We start from the raw sequence: 18221 nt of genomic DNA, 5'->3' as shown, positions 1-18221 counted from the left end.
ATGACATCACGCATAGTTGCAGCCAGCCTGCTGATCGGTGCCCTGAGTGGCTGCGTCACCACGCCGACGCCGGATATCCGCCGCAATGCTGCGCCGGACACGCGCACGCCAGTCCCCGGCGAGGCAGCCCGTACCAGTCCGCTGAGCGCCGAAGAGGCACCCAAGGCCGACGACAACCAGGGGCGTGCGGTGATCCGGCGTGGCAATGGCACCGTGATCAATCGCGCTGCCGCCTCGGCACCGGCACCTGCGTTGACTGCGGCTGGCAACGGCACGGCGGTGTTCAACTTCGAAGGCGAATCGGTGCAGGCAGTCACCAAAGCCATCCTCGGCGACATGCTCGGCCAGAACTACGTCATCGCCCCAACGGTGCAGGGCACGGTAACCCTGGCTACACCCAAGCCGGTATCGCCGGCACAGGCACTGAATCTTTTGGAGATGGTGCTGGGCTGGAACAACGCCCGCTTGATCTACAGCGGTGGCCGTTACAACGTGGTGCCGGCCGACCAGTCGCTGGCAGGCACGGTCGCGCCGAGTACCGCACCGGCCTCGGCCGCACGCGGCTACGAAGTGCGGGTGGTGCCGCTGCAATACATCTCTGCCAGCGAGATGAAAAAGGTTCTGGAACCTTATGCACGCCCTAACGCCATCGTCGGCGTCGATGGTTCGCGCAATGTGATCACCCTGGGTGGCACCCGCACCGAGCTGGAGAACTACCTGCGCACGGTCGAGATATTCGACGTGGATTGGCTGTCCGGGATGTCGGTGGGCGTGTTCCCGATCCAGTCCGGACGCGCCTCGCAGGTGGCCAATGATCTTGAGAAGGTGTTTGGCGAAGCCAGCAAGACGCCGAGCGCCGGCATGTTCCGTTTCATGCCGCTGGACAATGCCAACGCGGTGCTGGTGATCACCCCGCAGGCGCGTTATCTGGACCAGATCCAGCAGTGGCTGGATCGCATTGACAGTGCCGGCGGCAGCGCCCGTCTGTTCTCGCATGAGTTGAAGTACATCAAGGCCAAGGACCTTGCAGAGCGGCTGGCCGAAGTGTTTGGCGCTGGCAGTGGTTCGCGTGGCGGGCAGAGTGGTGCCGCTTCGCTGGCCCCTGGCGCCAGCGCGATCAACCTGCAAGGCGGGGGCACCGTCGATCCATCGGCTAACGCCGACGATACTTTGGGCGATGGCGGTGGTTCGTTCGGTAAAGACGGCGGCATGGGCGGCGGCACCAGCAGCAGTGGTATGGGGGAGGGCATGTCCTTGCCGCAACGTAGCTCCGGCAATGGCAGCGTGACCCTTGAAGTGGAAGGCGACCGCGTCGGTGTTTCCGCCGTGGAGGAAACCAATACCTTGTTGGTGCGCAGCACGCCGCAGGCATGGCGTTCGATCCGCGAGGTGGTGGAAAAGCTCGATGTGATGCCGATGCAGGTGCACATCGAGGCGCAGGTTGCCGAAGTCGCTTTGAGCGGCGACCTGAGCTATGGCGTCAACTGGTATTTCGAGCAGGCGGTCAACGCCGCCGTCGACAAGGGCGGCGCCGGCCTACCGTCAGCTCTCGGGCGCGGCATATGGGGTGATATCGCTGGTTCGCTGATTCCCGGTGATGGCAAGGGCGGCGGTGGTCTGAGCTGGACCTTCCTCGGCAAGAACGCTGCTGCGGTGATCACGGCGCTGGACCAGGTCACCGATGTCCGTCTGCTGCAGACACCGTCGCTGTTCGTGCGCAACAACGCGGTGGCGACCTTGAACGTGGGCAGCAAGATCCCGGTGTATTCGGTGTCTGTCTCAGGCATCAGCGACAACCAGTACGCGCAGGTGCAGTACCTGGAAACAGGCACCATCCTCAAGGTGCGCCCACGCGTTACCCGCGATGGCATGGTGTTCCTGGACATCGTGCAGGAAGTCAGTTCGCCTGAGGGAGAGCCTGATGACAACGGCAACGTGCGCATCAACACCCGTCGCATGAAGACCGAAGCGGCAGTCAACGCCGGCGACACGGTGATGCTGGCCGGCTTGATCGAGGACAGCGCCACCAAGGGCTCATCCGGTCTGCCCGGCTTGAGCCGACTGCCGGTGATCGGTGGCCTGTTCGGTCGCAAGACCCAAAGCAGCCGACGCAGCGAAGTGATCGTGTTGCTGACCCCGACCATCGTCCGCAACCCGCAGGAAGCGCGCAATCTCACTGACGAGTACGGCAGCAAGTTCCGTGCGCTGGATCCGATCAACGCACCGAAGGGACGCTGAGCATGGCGCTACCGGTCATCCTGCTGCCGGTGGGTGTGGACGAGGCGGCGCTTGATGCCTGCCTGGCGGCATTGGAGAAACACACACCGGCGGGAACGCCGGTGTGGCTGGCCGACGACGGTCAGAGCGGCCCGCGCGGCCAGGTGGTGATCGAACATTGGCTCGCCAGCACCCACCTGCAGGCCGAGTACACGCGCCGTCCGCGGCCGATCGGCGAGGCGGCGCATCTGGACGAGATGCTGAAGGCCTGTGGCGATGCGGATGTTGCCGTGTTGGCGCCCGATGCCTTGCCGATGGCCGGTTGGTTGCAGCAGCTCAGCGACTGCCTGGCGCGTGATGCATCCATCGCCACCGCCACGCCGTGGAGCAACGCCGGCGAGGCCGTATCGTGGCCACGCGCTGGTGAACTCAATCCGCTGCCTGCCGATCCTGCGCGGCTGCTGCAGGCCTTGGCGGCAATGCCGTTGCTGCAGCCCGAGCTCCCTTCGGCGGTCACCCATGCGGTGCTGATACGCGGCAGTGCACGTCGTCGCGCGGGTGGGCTGGATATCCATAGCTACGGCTCGTGGTATGCCGCGCTGGTAGACCTGAGCCTGCGCATGAGTGGGCTGGGTTGGCGCAACGTGCTGTGTGACAACGCCTTTGTCGGCCGGCAGAGCGAAGGCAGGCCGGCTGGGGGCGACATGGAGGTGCTGGCCAATCGCTGGCCGGTATGGACTGCGCGGCTGGCCGCATTCCTGATGAATGACCCGCTGTACGCGCATCGCCAGCAACTGCAGCAGTTGTGCGAGCAGGCGATAATGCCGCAAGCCCAGCCCGACCTGTTCGACGCCTGTGGTTCCCTTCCAGGCGCGGAGCCGGTGTGAGCGATTCGATTGCAGTTGTGGTGGTCAGTTACGAGAGTGCGAGCACGCTGGATGAATGCCTGTTGCGGTTGCGCGCTGCCGAGGATGTGATTGAGATACGGGTGGTGGACAACGCGTCACGCGACGACTCGCTGGCGATCGCACAGCGGCATGCACTGGCCGATGCACGGGTGCGTTTCATTGCCAACCCGGACAATCCCGGCTTCGCCACTGCCTGCAACCAAGGCGCGCGCGAATGTCATATGCCGTGGCTGGCCTTCATCAATCCGGATCTGATGGTCGAGCCGCAGACCTTGTCGCAGCTGCGTGGCTTGGGCCAGCCCTTGGGCGATTGTCTGCTCGGTGTGGAACAGGTGGACGAGAACGGCGTAGCCGATGCGGCCGTGCGCCGGCGCGATCCGGACTTCGCCGCGATGCTGCGCAATCCGGGAGCGGGCTCGCGCTTGGCAGTTGAGGCGGATCATTCCACGCCGTTGCAGCAGGTGCAGGCCTTGTCGGGTGCTTTGTTGCTGATGCCGCGTGGTTTGTTCGATCGCCTGCACGGTTGGGATGACGGCTACCGGCTGCATGCCGAAGATCTGGACCTGTGCCGACGCGCGCGCCAGGCCGGTGCGGTGGTGGCCATCGCCAATGAGCTGAAGGTGCTGCATGTACGTGGCGTGTCCAGTCGCTCGCGGCCGTTCTTTGTTGAATGGCACAAGCATCGAGGACTGTGGCGCTACTTCCGCAAGTTCGAAGCCAGCCAGCGCAGCCTGCCGGTGAGGGCAGGGGTGTGGTGCGCGATCTGGGCGCATGCGGCGTTGCAGGTGCCGCGCTTGTTGCTGAAATAAGTGTGGACCTTGGGGGTGTTGGTGCACTCAAAGCACCCCTCCCCAGCCCTCCCCTTGGCTGTGCCAAAGGGAGGGGGCAGATGCGCAACGCGCAGGGGAGGGGGGCTCTTAGAGCAAACGCCATCAGCTCTAACCGCCACGCCCGCCACAGAGCATGAACAAGCCTCAGCGCTCGGCTGAACCGGAGCCGCCGGCCAGCGCATAATGCCGGGCATGATCATCCAATCCCTGCTCGACACCGACCTCTACAAATTCACGATGATGCAGGCGGTACTGCACCAGTATCCGGGCGCCATCGTCCAGTACCGGTTCAAATGCCGTACGCCGGGAATTGACCTGGCCGCGTACATGGATGAGATCAGCGCCGAGATCGATCATCTGTGCAGCCTGCGCTTCACCGCCGACGAGCTGGAATACATGCGTCGGCTGCGCTTCGTGAAGCCGGACTTCGCCGACTTCCTCGGCCTGTTCCACCTGGACCGCAAGTACATCAGCCTGCGTGCATCGGAAACCGTGCCGGGTGAGATCGAGCTGGATATCACCGGTCCGTGGCTGCACACCATCATGTTTGAAGTGCCGTTGCTGGCAATCATCAACGAGGTCTGGTTCCGCAATACCACCACCGCCGATTTCGCCGAAGGCGAACGCCGCCTGCAGGCCAAGACAGCGTTGTTGCGTGACAGCGCTGGTTTCGAGAATTGCCGCATCGCTGATTACGGCAGCCGCCGTCGCTACTCGCGGCAATGGCACGGCATGATGTTGCCGATGCTGCGCGATGCGCTGGGCTCGCAGTTTGTCGGCACCAGCAACGTCTACTTCGCGCGCATGTACGGCATGACTCCGCACGGCACCATGGCGCATGAGTACCTGCAGGCATTCCAGGCGCTGGGTCCGCGCCTGCGTGATTCGCAGGTGGCGGCATTGGAGTCGTGGGCGCGTGAGTACCGCGGCGATCTGGGTATCGCGCTGTCGGACGTGGTCGGGCTGGAGGCCTTCCTGCGCGACTTCGATATGTACTTCTGCAAGCTGTTCGATGGCGTGCGCCATGATTCCGGCGACCCGGTTGCGTGGGGTGACCGCATGCTCGCCCATTTCAAGGCCAATCGCGTCGATCCGACCAGCAAGGTGCTGGTCTTCAGCGATGGCTTGAATATCGAGAAGGTGATGCAGCTGTATGACCACTTTCGTGGTCGCTGCCAGGTTGCCTTCGGTGTTGGTACTCATCTCACCAATGACCTGGGCCCGACGCCGCTGAATATCGTCATCAAGATGGTCCGCTGCAATGGTCAGCCCGTGGCCAAGCTCAGTGACTCGCCCGGAAAAAGCATGTGTGATGATCCGGGCTATCTGTCTTATCTGCGGAATGTATTCCAAATAAATCAGTGAGTTGCATGGGGTGTGTGGGGTGCAGAAAAGGCAGTGACTAATTTCTGTCACATATAGACGCCTCTTACGTTTGTGACGTTGTTCTCAGTTTAAGGACATCCCCGGCACACCGGTGTAATATCTGTGCCCGCGTACAGATGGGTACGACGTGGTTTTGATCGGGGGGGCAATGCGGATTTTGTCAGTGTTTGGTACCCGTCCTGAGGCGATCAAGATGGGGCCGTTGGTACAAGCTCTAGCTGCCGCTCCGGGAGTTGAATCAATTGTTGCAACCACTGGTCAGCATCGGGCGATGCTGGACCAGGTTCTGGAACTTTTCCAGATCGTCCCTGACGTCGATCTGGACGTGATGACAGGCAATCAGACCTTGAACGGATTGTGCGCTCGCTTGTACGAGCGACTGGATGATCTGTACGCAAAGGTTCAGCCTGATCTCGTGCTCGTTCATGGCGATACCACCACCGCGATGACAGCCGCGATGGCAGCTTTCCATCGGCGTATTCGAATCGGCCATGTCGAAGCAGGACTACGCACCGGCGATCTGCAGAAGCCGTGGCCGGAGGAGTTGAATCGTCGTGTCGTGGACCTGGTGGCTGACTATCTGTTTGCACCGACTGAGAGCTCGCGGCTGAATCTGGTTAGCGAGAACCCGGCCGGGCAGGTCATCGTCACTGGAAATACTGTCATTGATGCGCTGAAGCTGAGCGTTGAGCGACTTGATGGCGATCTGGAACTGCAGGCTTCGATCGATGCGGGACTGCCGTTGCGGCCGGGTCGCCGGGTGCTCCTGATAACCGGTCATCGACGTGAGAGCTTCGGTGAAGGCTTCAACAACATCTGCATCGCCTTGTCCGCGCTCGCTGCTGAGCCCGATCTGGATATTGTCTATCCGGTTCACTTGAATCCCAACGTGCAGGGGCCGGTGCATGCCCATCTGGCAGGCAAGGACAACATCCATCTTCTGCCGCCGCAGGATTACCTGAGCTTCGTGCGCCTGATGCAGCGGGCGGATGTGATCCTTACCGACTCCGGCGGCGTGCAGGAAGAAGCGCCCGCATTGGGCCGCCCTGTGCTGGTCATGCGCGACGTCACCGAGCGTCCTGAAGCGGTCGCCATGGGCGTGGTCACCTTGGTGGGAACCGCATCGGATCGCATCGTCAGCGCGGTCCGGCAGGCCTTGGCGCAACCACCAAGGACTGCTTGTTTCGATCCCCATCTGAGTCCCTACGGCGATGGCGCGGCAAGTGAGCGCATCGTCGCGGCGTTGATCAACGCGCCGTATCGCCAGTTCGTCCCGGGTGGATCCGCCGAAGTATCCAAGAAGCGCAATCCGTCAAACCAAACCGAGTGTGCCTGATGACCTTTTACTTACGTAAACCTGGCACCAAGGGTGTCGCTCTGCCTTTGCTCGTGCTCGCATTGAGCATTGCTTTGCCGGTGTCTGCTGCCGATACAGCGGGCGGCCAGTTTCGCGAATGGAGCGCCAATGCCCTTGTCTCGCGCAACATGACCTTGCGCGACCTGGGCTTCACCCAGCCGATCAGCCTGCGCGGTCAGGACAACCAGCGCGAGATCTATCTGCCGGTGCCGGCCGGTATCGCCACCCAGAACGCGCAGCTGCAGTTGGATGCACGTTATCTGCGTGGTCATCCTGGGCGCACTTCCAACCTGTTGAGCATCGATGACGACGCGGTCGCAGCGCGCACTGTCACCGATCCCCAGGGCGACCTGAGCCAGCTGATAGGCATTGATGGATTCCCGCGCTCCAGTGGTTTTGTGCGCTTCAGTGTGGGTTGGTGGTCTACCGTGTCGGATTACCAGTGCGCTGACCAGAGCGCACCGGCCAACGTCCTGAGGATCGGTCCGGAAACGCGTTTCAGTTACCAGTTCGATGGCCGTGCCATCGATACCGTGGCCAAGGCGTGGAGCGCGCTGCCGCGCAGCGTGCGGTTGCTGGTTGACGGGCGCCAACTGGACGCCGCCAGCTACGACACCGCCTGGCGTGTTGGTGCGGTGCTGGAGTCCGCAGGAAAGCGGGTGACTGTGACGGCGTTGCCCAAGGTCGGTGACAGCATCGATCTGCGTGACACCCAGGTCCCGGCCAGCCTGATGACGGTACCGGCCTACGCGGCACTGGCCGCAGCTGAAGCGCAGCATCGTATTGCCAGCGAGGCCGAGGTGGGAGCGCTGCTGTCGCTGGGCCGCAACAGCGGCCTACCGCTGGATGTGGCTGTCGCCAGCCCGGCACTGCGCACTGCGGTCAAGCGCGCGCTGGATGCATTGGCCACGCAGGTGGCCAGTGTCGATGCAGAAGGCGCTGTGGCATTTGCCGCCTGGCGCAAGAGCAGCATGGGCACCCTGGAAACCGCTGTGGAAGGCCGCAATGTCGGTGCAGGTGTGGTGGCCGGGCAGCCGATGCTGGTGGTGGGTACCGGTGCCGCCGCCGAGGTTGCCGGCCTGCTGGGCGCACAGTGGCGTGCCTACGCACTGGGCCAGAACCTGCAGGTCAACAAGGCGCAGCCGCTGGTCAACGAAAAGGGTGTGGTGCTGCTGGATCGTTTGGGCACCTTCTCCGGTACCCAGGACATCATCGCCCGCAGCGACCGCACCGCCAACGCCGATCTGGGGCTGCTTTCCAGTGAAGGACGCTTGCCGCAGGAGGTGGTCATCGACGTATCCGGTGCCCCCAATGCTGCTGGTGAAGGTGCCGTTGCCTCGATCTTCTTCAACGACTACCTGCTCGGCGCAACGGTGCTCAACACCAATGGAAAGCCGCAGCGCATTGCCGCCAAGGTGCCGTTGTACGCGATTGCCGCACGCAACGAGGTGCGGGTGTCGTTCCTGCGCCAGCCGGCCCGGCCGCACTGCCATGATCCGGCGACGCCGTACCCGGTGTCGTTGCTGCCAAGCAGCCACATCGTGATGGGCGAGCGCGGCACTGCAGCGGACTTCGTGGGGGCCGCCGCGCACCTGTCCGGCGCGCACAAGGTGCTGGTGCCGGAGGCGTGGCTGCAGAACGCACCGACCACCCTGCAGACCGTGATCCGTATCAGTAATTCGGTGGGTGCAGCAGTTGAGCGGGCCACGCTGGAAGTGGTGAAAGGCAAGTCCTTGCCGTCGCAGGATCAGTCCTATCTCGCCTTCAATCTGCAGCCCGAAGGCGTTAAAAGTGCTGCCGTGGTGGACGGTGGACATCTGCGCATCAGCGGCAAGCAGGACGACACCGTGCTGGATCTGGCGGGTCTGGATAACGCGGCGTTGGTCGAGGTGACCGGCAACAGTGACAAGCAGGGCGTGATCTACCGTGAACTGGGTAACCGCATTCCCAGCATCGCCGAGCCGTTCCGGCTGATGCGCGGCTCGGTGGCGCTGCTCGATGGCCGCGGCTTGGTGCAGGATTTCGACAGGGACGACCCGGAAGGTGTGCGCTTGGCGGTTGATGGCAACCCGCAACCTGCCTGGCAGCGTCACATGGTGTGGTTGCTGCTGCTGATCGGTGTGATCGTGTTCCTGCTGCTGGCTGCACGCGTGGCGCAGATCCGTCGCCGTCGCAAGCTCACCGACGTGCACTGATAGGTCATGGACTCCGTCTACTGGAACATCCAGCTGGCCAACTACTACGCGGGGCTTGAAAAGGCCGCGCTGGTGTTGGCCGTGCTGATCCTGCTGTCCAGTCTGGACGATCTGTTCATTGACCTGTGGTACTGGACGCGGCTGGTATGGCGCAGGTTGACCGTGCTGAAGCGATCTTCCTACCGCCCACTGTCGGCCACGGATCTGCTGGCGCGCGATCAGCAGCCGATTGCGATCATGGTGCCGGCCTGGGCCGAGTACGACGTGATCGCGCAGATGGTGGAGAACATGATCGACGTACTCGATTACCAGGAGTACGTGGTGTTTGTCGGCACCTATCCCAATGACAGCCACACCATCGCCGAAGTCGAGCGCATGCGCCGGCGCTACCGGCGCCTGCAGCGGGTGGAAGTGCCGCATGACGGACCGACCAACAAGGCCGACTGCCTGAACTGGCTGGTGTTGTCGATCTTCGATTACGAAAAGCGCAACGGCATCGAGTTTGCCGGCGTTGTTCTGCACGACAGCGAGGATGTGCTGCACCCGCTGGAGCTGCGTTTCTACAACTACCTGCTACCGCGCAAGGACATGATCCAGCTGCCGGTGACCTCGCTGGACCGCGAGTGGTATGAGCTTGTCGCTGGCACCTACATGGATGAGTTCGCCGAGTGGCATGCCAAGGATCTGGTGGTGCGCGAAAGCCTGTCCGGCACCGTCCCCTCGGCCGGTGTAGGCACCTGCTTTTCGCGTAGGGCGCTGCTGGCCCTGAGTGCCGAGACCAACAACCAGCCGTTCAACACCGACAGCCTGACCGAGGATTACGACATCGGCGCGCGCCTGGGGCGCATGGGCATGCAGTCGATCTTTGCCCGCTTCCCGGTGGAGTTCCGGGTGCGGCGCCCGTCGTCGTGGTTTGGCTGGGGTGGTGCGCGCGAGCGCAAGCTGAGCATGGCCTTGTGCGTGCGCGAGTACTTCCCTGACAACTTCCGCGCCGCCTATCGGCAGAAGGCGCGCTGGGTGCTGGGTATCGGCATGCAGAGCTGGGAAACCCTGGGCTGGGGCGGCAGCCTGGCCAACCGCTACCTGTTGCTGCGTGATCGCAAGGGCATCATCACCTCGTTCGTCAGCATCCTGGCCTATCTGCTGTTTGCGCAGCTGATGTTGTTCTGGCTGTTGAAGGTGACGGGTGTGTGGCAGATGGAGTTTCCCACGGTATTCCAGGCGGGCTCCTGGCCGATGGCCATTGCCCTGTTCACCACTGGCGCACTGGTCATGCGGGTGTTGCAGCGCATGTACTTCGTCAATCGCTTGTACGGTTGGGAGCACGCCGTGATGTCGGTGCCGCGCATGATTGTGGGCAATGTCATCAATTGCGCCGCCACCGCCCGGGCCTGGCGCCTGTTTGCCGGCTATCTGCTGTTCGGCAAGCGTCTGGTCTGGGACAAGACGATGCATGACTTCCCGACCAATACCCAACTGGTGCAGATCCGTCGGCGCCTGGGCGAACTGCTCAGCGTCTGGCAGGCGGTGGAGCCTGAGCGGCTGCAGCAGGCGCTGGACCAGCAGGAGGGTGGACGCCAGCAACCGCTGGGCCGCATCCTGGTGGCGCAGGGTTGGTTGGATGATGAAACCCTGGCCGAGGCGATCTCCTTCCAGGAAGACCTGCCGCGCGCCACTATTGATGTGGACTATCTGCAGCAGGGGAATTTCTTGCTGCCGGTGGATGCCTGCGTGCAATGGCGTGTATTGCCACTGCCCGTTGTCACACCGGAGGTGCTGCGGCTGGCCGTGACCAGCACGCTGCCTGGCAACGCGCTGGAGACACTTGCCAAGATCGCAAAGGTCGAGCGTGTTGAACAGTTCATCGCCCGCGAAAGCGAGATCAATGCGGGTCTGCGCCTGATCTGTGGTTCCGATTACCGGATCAATGCGGTGCCGCTGCTCGGTGACCTGTTGGTGGAAATGAAGCTGATCACACGCGAGCACTTCCAGGCCGCGCTGGACGAGTATCGGCCGCACCGTGATGGCCGTATTGGCGACTACCTGGTGCGCCGCGGCGTGGCCAGCGAGCAAGCCATCGCCACTGCAGTGGAAGAACAACAACGACGTGCGCGCGAAGCACGTCTGCATCCGGACGTGTTCCTGGCATGAGCAAGAGACTGTTGAACCCCCTTGTTGCGCTGGTGCTTGCCGGCGCCTGCGCGCCGGCGATGGCCGACGAACTGCCGTTGTCCGGCGCTGCCTATCGCAATGCCGAGCAGGCCTATGCAGCGTATGCGCGGGGTGACTACGACGAAGCCGTCAGGCAGGCGCGTGAAGCGGTGCGGTTGCGGCCAGACCTGGCGACGCTCAAGGACCTGCTACGCACTGCGGAGCAGGCCAAGCGCGCCGCCAGCGGCACGCCTGCGCCGCCGACCGGCGTGCAGGCTCCCAAGCCAGCTGTGCGTGATACGGCACCACGCAGTAAGCAAGCCGACCGCGCGCAACAAGCGTGGCAGGCCGGCGACGCCGCGTACAATGCCTATAACAGCGGCGCGTTCGAACAGGCCGCCACGCTCGCACGGCAATCATTGGCGCTGGGTGCTGACAATGCTGCGCTGCATACCTTGCTGGTGTACGCACTGGAGAAGCAGGACAGGTTGGACGCGGCCGTGGATGCGGCAGCTGCAGGGGTAAGCACCTTCCCGAACGATACGACGTTGTCGGCATTGCTCGATCGGCTGCGACGTCGCCAGGCGAGCGTTCCAGCGGCTGAAGCCTGGCGCGCATACGAGCGCAAGGACTACGCGGGAGCGCTTGAGGCTGCAGCACGGGCCATCCAGCTCGCACCTGACGTGGCGGGCTACCGCTATCTGCAGATCACCTCGCTGCTGGAATTATCGAAGCTGGTGGAAGCGCGGCAGGCAGCGTCTGCCGCGCTGGAGCAGGACGAGCTGGATGTGCCAGCGTTGTCGATGCGCGCCTACGCCGCCGCGCGCGGCGGCGACAAGGCTGCTGCCGACGCCGACCTGGAGCTGGCGTTGGCCCAGGATTGGTTGCCTGAAGATCAGATGGGCGCGCTCAAACGCATGGCAGGCGAGATCCGCAGCGCGCCGGACCGCGTGCCGGCGCCGCGGGTCTTCTGCACTGGCGAGGGCGAGCAGATGATCTGCAGTGTTGCCCTCGGCGGCGGGGGAGCGGTGGGCAGCCCTGCCTACATCGCAGCAGACCAGGCCTACAAGGACTATGCATCCGGCCGGTATCGTGAGGCTGCGGCGGCAGTGGGCACCGCTTCGGAAGCAGAGCCGGACAACATCGCCTACCGCGTGCTGCATGCCGATGCATTGGCGATGAGTGGCCAACAGGCGGCTGCCCGCACGCAACTGCAGCCGCTGCGCACACAGTTGCTGCCTGCCGACCAGCTGCTCGGCGCCGGTTATGCCGCGCAGCGTGCCTATCGCAATGACTGGGCGGCAGCGTGGTTCAGCAAGGGCGTGGACGCTATCGACGCGGGCCAGCTGAGCCAGGATCCAAAGGTCCGCCGCAACCTGACCGAGGCAATCTCCGACCTGGAGCGGCAGTGGGGTTTCAACGCGGCACTGGGCTACGGCACGGTCGGGGTGATGAACCCAGCGTTTGCCCCCTCGCTTTCTGCGCGCAAGACCCTGCAGGCCAGCCAGGAGGTGTTCTGGCGTCCGCCGGTGATTGGTAATCGCAACGGCGGCCGCGTCGAGCTGTATGCACGGATGGGCCAGGCCCTGTACGACGGCACCGGTGGCGCGACTGGCATGTCGACCAACCAGGCGGTGTTGGGTGCGCGTTGGAAGCCGTTCCGCACGCAGAATGTCGTCGTCGCGGTGGAGCGCTTCCTGCGTGCGGGTGACAACAGCCGCAATGATTGGCTGCTGCGTGCTGCTTGGTCCGAAGGACGTGGTGGTGGCCTGCGCCAGGACGTCAGCAACTGGAACTACTGGCAGGTGTATGCCGAAGCGGATCGCTTCACCGAGCACCCGCAGACGCTGGGTACGCTGGATGTGCGCTACGGGCGCGCGTTCCGCATGGACCAGGCCAGCCCGAGGTTGGTGCTTGTGCCGTACGCGGGGTTGACCGGTGGTTACGACAACCTGCTGGCGCGCGAAGGCACGTTGGGAATCGGGCCTGGGGTGCTGGCGCGCTACTGGTTCCGCGGTGACAGTCACCATGCCGAGCGCTCTTTTGTCGAACTGAACCTGCAGTACCGCCTGCGCGTGGCCGGGGACGACCGTTCCAAGGGCATGTTTGCCGGTCTCTATTTCTCTTATTGATCCAGGAGTAACGCATGCCCGTTTTCAAAGGGGTGGTCCATTGCGCCGTCCGCTGCTCGATCTGGATGGCCATGTTCCTTTCGCCGCTGCAGGTTGCCGCATCGCAGGCAGGGTCTGCCGCGAGCAACGTGGCGCGGCTTTACGCGTTGCCGCCGGAGGGCTCCATCTATGTTCGCGTTGCCAACGCCCGGGCGACACCGCTCAACGTGCAGGTAAGTGAAGGACGCGGTGAGCAGATTTCGGCCGGTGGCAAGGTTGCTACCGACTACTACGTCCAGCCCGGCGGGCAGCCTTTCCGTGTGCGCGTCAATGGCAAGCCGCTGCAGGTGGCGACCCCAGCTCCGGCCAGTGGCTTTGTGACCCTGCTGGTGGGCGCCGAGGCCGGTGCGCGGGTCGTGCAGGACCAGCAGGCCGCCGGCAATACGGGTTTGAAGGCGGAGCTTGCGCTCTACAACCTGGTACCGGGCTGCAATGCCCGCCTGGAGCTCAACTCTGGCGACGTTGTGTTGGCATCGGTAGCAGAGGCAAGCCGTGGCACGCGCGCGATCAATCCGGTGCAGGCGACGCTGCTGGCGAAATGTGGCACGCGTGCCTCCGCGCCGCTGCAGCTGCCAGCGCTGAAGGCGGGTGACCGTTACAGCCTGTTCGTCACCGGTACCGCCAATGCGCCGGTGCTCAAGGGGCAGGCTGCACGTACGCAACCCTATCGTGCACGTTGAGCGTGTGGCTCCGCGCGGATGAACGTAAATTACAGGAAGAAGATTCAATGACGAACACGATTCGGCTCCTGCCACGACTGGCCAGCGCACTCATGATGGCGCTGCTTGCGACCAGCGTGGCCGCCCCGGCCTCCGCACAGGCGGTGTTGGTGGGCAAAGACAACTGGCTGTTCTACGCCGGTGATGACATGAGCCAGGCCGGCACGGCGGCAATGCGCGAGAACATCGCGCTGATGCGCGATGCCAATGATCTGCTCAAGGCAAAAGGGATTGGCCTGGTGGTGGTTGTGGTGCCTTTGAAAGCACGCTTCGACCAGGGCAACCTGCCTGAAGGCAGCGCGATCAGTGCCGCGGCCCAACCGCGCTATGCCGCCGCGCAGGAGCAGTTGAAAGCCGCGGGCATCGTCAGCGTCGACCTGATGCCGGCGTTGACCGCCGTCGAGCAGAGCGGGCAGGGCGCGTTCTTTCGCAAGGATTCGCACTGGACGGCCTGGAGCGCGGAAGCTGCAGCGCAGGCTACCGCAGGGGTGATCCAACAGCATTGGACCCTTTCTGGCGAGGCCGGTAGCGGCAAGGCGCTGGGGGATTGGATCAAGGAACGTCGGTTCAGTGACTTCACCGAACTGATGACCGCCGCGCAGCGCAAGACAGTAGGTCAGGAGATCTACACCGTGCGCAAGCTGGTCGACCAGGGTGGGTTGCTGGATGATGACGTGTCGGTTGTGCAGGTTATTGGCAACAGTGCGGTGCAGCCCTACCTGGGCTTCCCACAGATGCTGTCCAACAAGCTGGACCGGCCGGTTGGCCTGACCTGGAAGTACGGCAACTTCGGGCCGTGGTCGGTGTTGTTGGAGTATCTGGAGTCCGATGCGTTTGCGCAGCACAAGCCGGACGTGGTGGTGTGGCAGCTCAATGAGTCGCAGCTGCTGTTCGGCCCGGATGTGGCCGGGCAGTGGGATGCCTCCGCGCTGCTTGCACCGGCAGCATGGCGCAACCGGGTGCAGGCGGCGTTGGCCAGATGAGCGGGCAGCCAGCGCAGGAACAGACGGCAGACGCACCGCAGCGCCCGGCCCATCGCCGCGTCGCTGCCGTGTGGTTGGCATTGATGGCTGTGGGCATGGTCTACGCGGTCGCGCAGCTGAAAGGAAGGGACGCAGTGCCGGCGTTCAACGCCAGCAGCGCATGGGTAGGGAAGGCTGCGCGAGGCGTCGAGGAAGCTCTGCAGCTGCCGTTCAAGGAACCTTTGGAAACGGCTGATGCCGCGTGGCGCTATCGCATGCTGGGGCAGCTTGGGCCGCAGGTGTTGCAGGGTTGCCCGGGCTGGCTGTTCTACGCCGACGGCCTGCGTTCGCCGGCCGGCACCGATCTGGTGCAGGCCCAGGCCGTGCGCGTACAGGTAATGCAAAAGGTTGCTTCTGCGCTACGCGAGCGCGGCGTGCAGCTGCTGGTGGTGACCGTGCCGGACAAGTCACGCATCGCCACCGAGCAGTTGTGTGGACTGTCCCGTCCCGCGCCCAGCCAGATGCAGCTGGAGGGCTTCGTACAGGCGCTCGATGAAGCCGGCGTTGTGCATGTCGACCTGCGCCGTGCGCTGGCCGAAGAGACTTTGCCGCTGCCGTATTACCGCACCGACGTGCACTTGGACCAGGCCGGCGCTGAGCGGGCCGCGCGCGCAGTCGCTGACACGGCCAGGTCGCTGCTGGGTGGTGAGGGGACGCAGGAGTACACCATCTCCGAAGCCGCCACCGAACAGTCCCGCATGGGCGATCTTATCGTGCTGGCCGGTTTGGAACGTGCGCCTGACGGTTGGCGTCCGGCGTTGGACAAGGAGGTGCCGCAAACGATCGAAATGGTCGCAAGCGGTGGCCTGCTGGATGACGGCCCGACGGCACGCGTCCTGTTGGCAGGCAGTTCCAATTCCCGCCGCAGCAATTTCGCCGAGCAGCTCGGCCGTCATCTGCACGAGCCCATCCTCAACCAGAGCCGCGATGGCGGGAAGTTTGCCGACGCGGTGCTGGATGTGCTGAAGACTCCCTTGCCTGATGGCCTGCAACTGGTGGTGTGGGAACTCTCGGAAATGTCGCTGTTGCAGCCATTGTCAGCGCTGGAACGCGAGACGGTTGGCATGCCAAGCGCCGCCAACGCTTCACAAGGACACTGAAATGCCCGCAATGAACTGGTTGCCAAAATCGGCCGATTGGGTAAAACGTCTTGATGCGGCCACGCGTGCTGAGGAGGTTCGCTGGGACCAGCTGGTTGGCTTGGCCAACGAGTCGCTGGACTTCCTCCAGGTGGCCAAGCTGGACAAACGCCTGTCCAACGCATTGCAGGACGGGAAGCTGCAGGCGCCGGACAGTGCCCGCGTGCGCGTGGCGATACTCGGCGCCTCCACCCTTGAACACCTTGCCCCCGGGCTGCGCATTGCAGCGATGCGTTGGGGCATGCAGGCCGAGATCTACTTTCCGGATTACGCGCAGTACTACCAGGAGTTGCTGGCCCCGGATTCGGGGCTGCATTCGTTTGCGCCGCAGGTGGTGGTGTGTGCGATGGACCCGTGGCACCTGCTCGGGCAGGGCGTGGCGCTGTTGACCCAGCAGGAGGCTGATGATCGGATGGCCGCGGTGGTCGCGCAGCTGCGCGGCGTCTGGAAGCTGGCACGCGAGGTCTTTGGCGCGCAGGTCATCCAGCCCAGCCTGATGCCGGTATTCCCGGCGTTGATGGGCAACAACGAACACCGCTTCAGCGGCGTAAGCAACGCGATGCTGCGGCAGATCAACGCAGCGCTGCGCATTGCCGCAGACGAGGAGGGCGTGGACATCCTTGCACTGGATGACGCCTGCCAGCGCGACGGTCTGGGTGAGTGGCATGACACTCGTCTATGGCTGCGTGCCAAGCAATACGTCTCTCCGGCTGCAGCGCCGATGTTTGGTGAACTGGTCGCGCGCCTGGTAGCGGCGCGACGCGGCGCAACCGGCAAATGCCTCGTACTGGATCTGGACAACACCTTGTGGGGCGGCGTGATTGGTGATGATGGGCTGGAGCGCATCGTTCTGGGCCAGGGCAGCGCGGAGGGCGAGGCTTTCATCGCGTTCCAGCGCTACGCCCTTGAGCTGTCGCGGCGCGGCATCATCCTGGCGGTCTGTTCCAAGAATGACGAAAGCAACGCACGTCTGCCCTTCCAGTCGCACCCGGAGATGGTGCTGCGCAGCGGGGACATCGCCTGTTTTGTCGCCAACTGGGACGACAAGGCCAGCAACCTGCGTTCGATCGCACAGCAGTTGAATATCGGTGTGGATGCATTGGTGTTCGCCGACGACAACCCGTTCGAGCGCAACCTGGTCCGTCGCGAGTTGCCGATGGTGCGTGTTCCCGAACTGCCCGAGGACCCGGCGCTGTATGTCGAATGTGTCGCCGGTTCTGGTTATTTCGAATCGCTGGCGCTGACCGCTGAAGACCGTGAACGCGCCAGCCAGTACCAGGCCAACCAGCAGCGTGAGCTGCTGCGGGGCAGCCAGGGTGACCTGGCCGGCTACCTGGCCAGCCTGGCGATGGTGCTGGAATGGGCGCCCTTCAACGCCACCGATCAAGCCCGCGTTGTCCAGTTGATCAACAAGACCAATCAGTTCAACCTCACCACCCGCCGCCACGGCGACGCGGAGGTCGAGCAGCTGATGGCAATGCCAGGGGCGGTGCTGTTGAGCTTGCGCCTGTCCGATACATTTGGCGACAACGGCATCATCTCGATCATCGTCGCACTGCCAAGCCGGCAGGCGGACGCGGAGTGGATCATCGATACATGGCTGATGAGCTGCCGGGTGCTGGGCCGCGGGGTCGAACAGGCTGCGTTGCAGGTGCTCGCGGAGCAGGCGCGCAAGGCTGGCGCCAAGCGCCTGGTTGGACAGTTCCGGGCGACGGCAAAGAACGGCATGGTCGCCACACATTACGAAAAGCTTGGTTTCTCACTTCGCTCGCAGGATGAGTCCGGCAGTGATTGGGTGCTGGAGCTTGAAGAATTCAAACCAGGGGATGTCCCCATGCAGATCAGGAGCAAGCAATGAACAACGCGGAAATTCTCGCCATCCTCCAGGAAACCCTGCGTGATGTTTTCGACGATGAATCGGTGGTGATCACCGAGGCATCGAGCGCAGCCGACTTCCCGGCCTGGGATTCGCTGAGCAACGTCAACATCATGGTCGCCACCGAGATGCGTTTCGGCGTGCGCTTCAAGGCTTCGGAAGTAGAAGGGCTGCGCAACGTGGGTGAGCTCATCGCGCTGATCCAGAAGCAGAAAGGCGGTTGATCCAACCCGGCCGGGCCACTAGCCCG

Annotated in this window: 13 protein-coding genes; all 13 read left to right on the top strand. The window is 63.7% G+C overall.

Features of this window, described 5'->3' with window-relative positions:
• The 13 genes from gspD to ACVOMF_RS02995 all read left to right on the top strand — a co-directional run bounded on the left by gspD (window position 1) and on the right by ACVOMF_RS02995 (window position 18195).
• Window positions 1-2238: a type II secretion system secretin GspD gene (gene gspD, locus ACVOMF_RS03055; RefSeq protein WP_481507961.1), complete on the top strand. Its 2238-nt coding sequence runs from the start codon at window positions 1-3 to the stop codon at window positions 2236-2238.
• A complete protein-coding gene (locus tag ACVOMF_RS03050) occupies window positions 2235-3104 on the top strand; it encodes a glycosyltransferase family 2 protein (protein WP_481507976.1) in 870 nt (289 codons plus the stop codon). The genes gspD and ACVOMF_RS03050 overlap by 4 nt, the downstream gene beginning before the upstream one ends.
• Entirely contained in the window at window positions 3101-3934 is an 834-nt protein-coding gene (locus ACVOMF_RS03045; RefSeq protein ID WP_481507960.1) for a glycosyltransferase family 2 protein, read from the top strand. Before ACVOMF_RS03050 ends, ACVOMF_RS03045 begins: the two co-directional genes overlap by 4 nt.
• 213 nt (window positions 3935-4147) lie before the next feature.
• Window positions 4148-5320 (top strand): nicotinate phosphoribosyltransferase, encoded by a 1173-nt coding sequence (gene pncB, locus ACVOMF_RS03040; RefSeq protein WP_481507959.1) that lies wholly within the window; start codon window positions 4148-4150, stop codon window positions 5318-5320.
• A 169-nt stretch (window positions 5321-5489) separates the two neighbouring features.
• Window positions 5490-6677, top strand: coding sequence for a non-hydrolyzing UDP-N-acetylglucosamine 2-epimerase (gene wecB, locus ACVOMF_RS03035; RefSeq protein ID WP_481507958.1), 1188 nt, complete (start codon window positions 5490-5492; stop codon window positions 6675-6677).
• The gene (locus ACVOMF_RS03030; RefSeq protein ID WP_481507957.1) at window positions 6677-8893 is read left to right on the top strand and encodes a cellulose biosynthesis cyclic di-GMP-binding regulatory protein BcsB; all 2217 of its coding nucleotides are present in this window, start codon (window positions 6677-6679) and stop codon (window positions 8891-8893) included. The genes wecB and ACVOMF_RS03030 overlap by 1 nt, the downstream gene beginning before the upstream one ends.
• Before the next feature lie 6 nt (window positions 8894-8899).
• Window positions 8900-11044, top strand: coding sequence for a glycosyl transferase family protein (locus tag ACVOMF_RS03025; protein ID WP_481507956.1), 2145 nt, complete (start codon window positions 8900-8902; stop codon window positions 11042-11044).
• On the top strand, window positions 11041-13176 hold the full coding sequence (locus ACVOMF_RS03020; RefSeq protein ID WP_481507955.1) for a bacteriophage N4 adsorption protein A: 2136 nt from the start codon (window positions 11041-11043) through the stop codon (window positions 13174-13176). The genes ACVOMF_RS03025 and ACVOMF_RS03020 overlap by 4 nt, the downstream gene beginning before the upstream one ends.
• A 14-nt stretch (window positions 13177-13190) precedes the next feature.
• Entirely contained in the window at window positions 13191-13895 is a 705-nt protein-coding gene (locus ACVOMF_RS03015; protein ID WP_481507954.1) for an alginate O-acetyltransferase AlgF, read from the top strand.
• A 47-nt stretch (window positions 13896-13942) separates the two neighbouring features.
• The gene (locus tag ACVOMF_RS03010; protein WP_481507953.1) at window positions 13943-14917 is read left to right on the top strand and encodes an alginate O-acetyltransferase AlgX-related protein; all 975 of its coding nucleotides are present in this window, start codon (window positions 13943-13945) and stop codon (window positions 14915-14917) included.
• On the top strand, window positions 14881-16056 hold the full coding sequence (locus ACVOMF_RS03005; RefSeq protein WP_481507952.1) for an alginate O-acetyltransferase AlgX-related protein: 1176 nt from the start codon (window positions 14881-14883) through the stop codon (window positions 16054-16056). Before ACVOMF_RS03010 ends, ACVOMF_RS03005 begins: the two co-directional genes overlap by 37 nt.
• Before the next feature lie 10 nt (window positions 16057-16066).
• On the top strand, window positions 16067-17953 hold the full coding sequence (locus tag ACVOMF_RS03000; RefSeq protein WP_481507951.1) for an HAD-IIIC family phosphatase: 1887 nt from the start codon (window positions 16067-16069) through the stop codon (window positions 17951-17953).
• On the top strand, window positions 17950-18195 hold the full coding sequence (locus ACVOMF_RS02995) for an acyl carrier protein (RefSeq protein ID WP_481507950.1): 246 nt from the start codon (window positions 17950-17952) through the stop codon (window positions 18193-18195). Before ACVOMF_RS03000 ends, ACVOMF_RS02995 begins: the two co-directional genes overlap by 4 nt.
• Window positions 18196-18221: the final 26 nt, after the last annotated feature.

Source organism: Stenotrophomonas sp. STEN022, assembly GCF_056760155.1.
The sequence above is the reverse complement of the archived record's forward strand: the minus strand, read 5'-3'. Positions and strand labels throughout refer to the sequence as shown.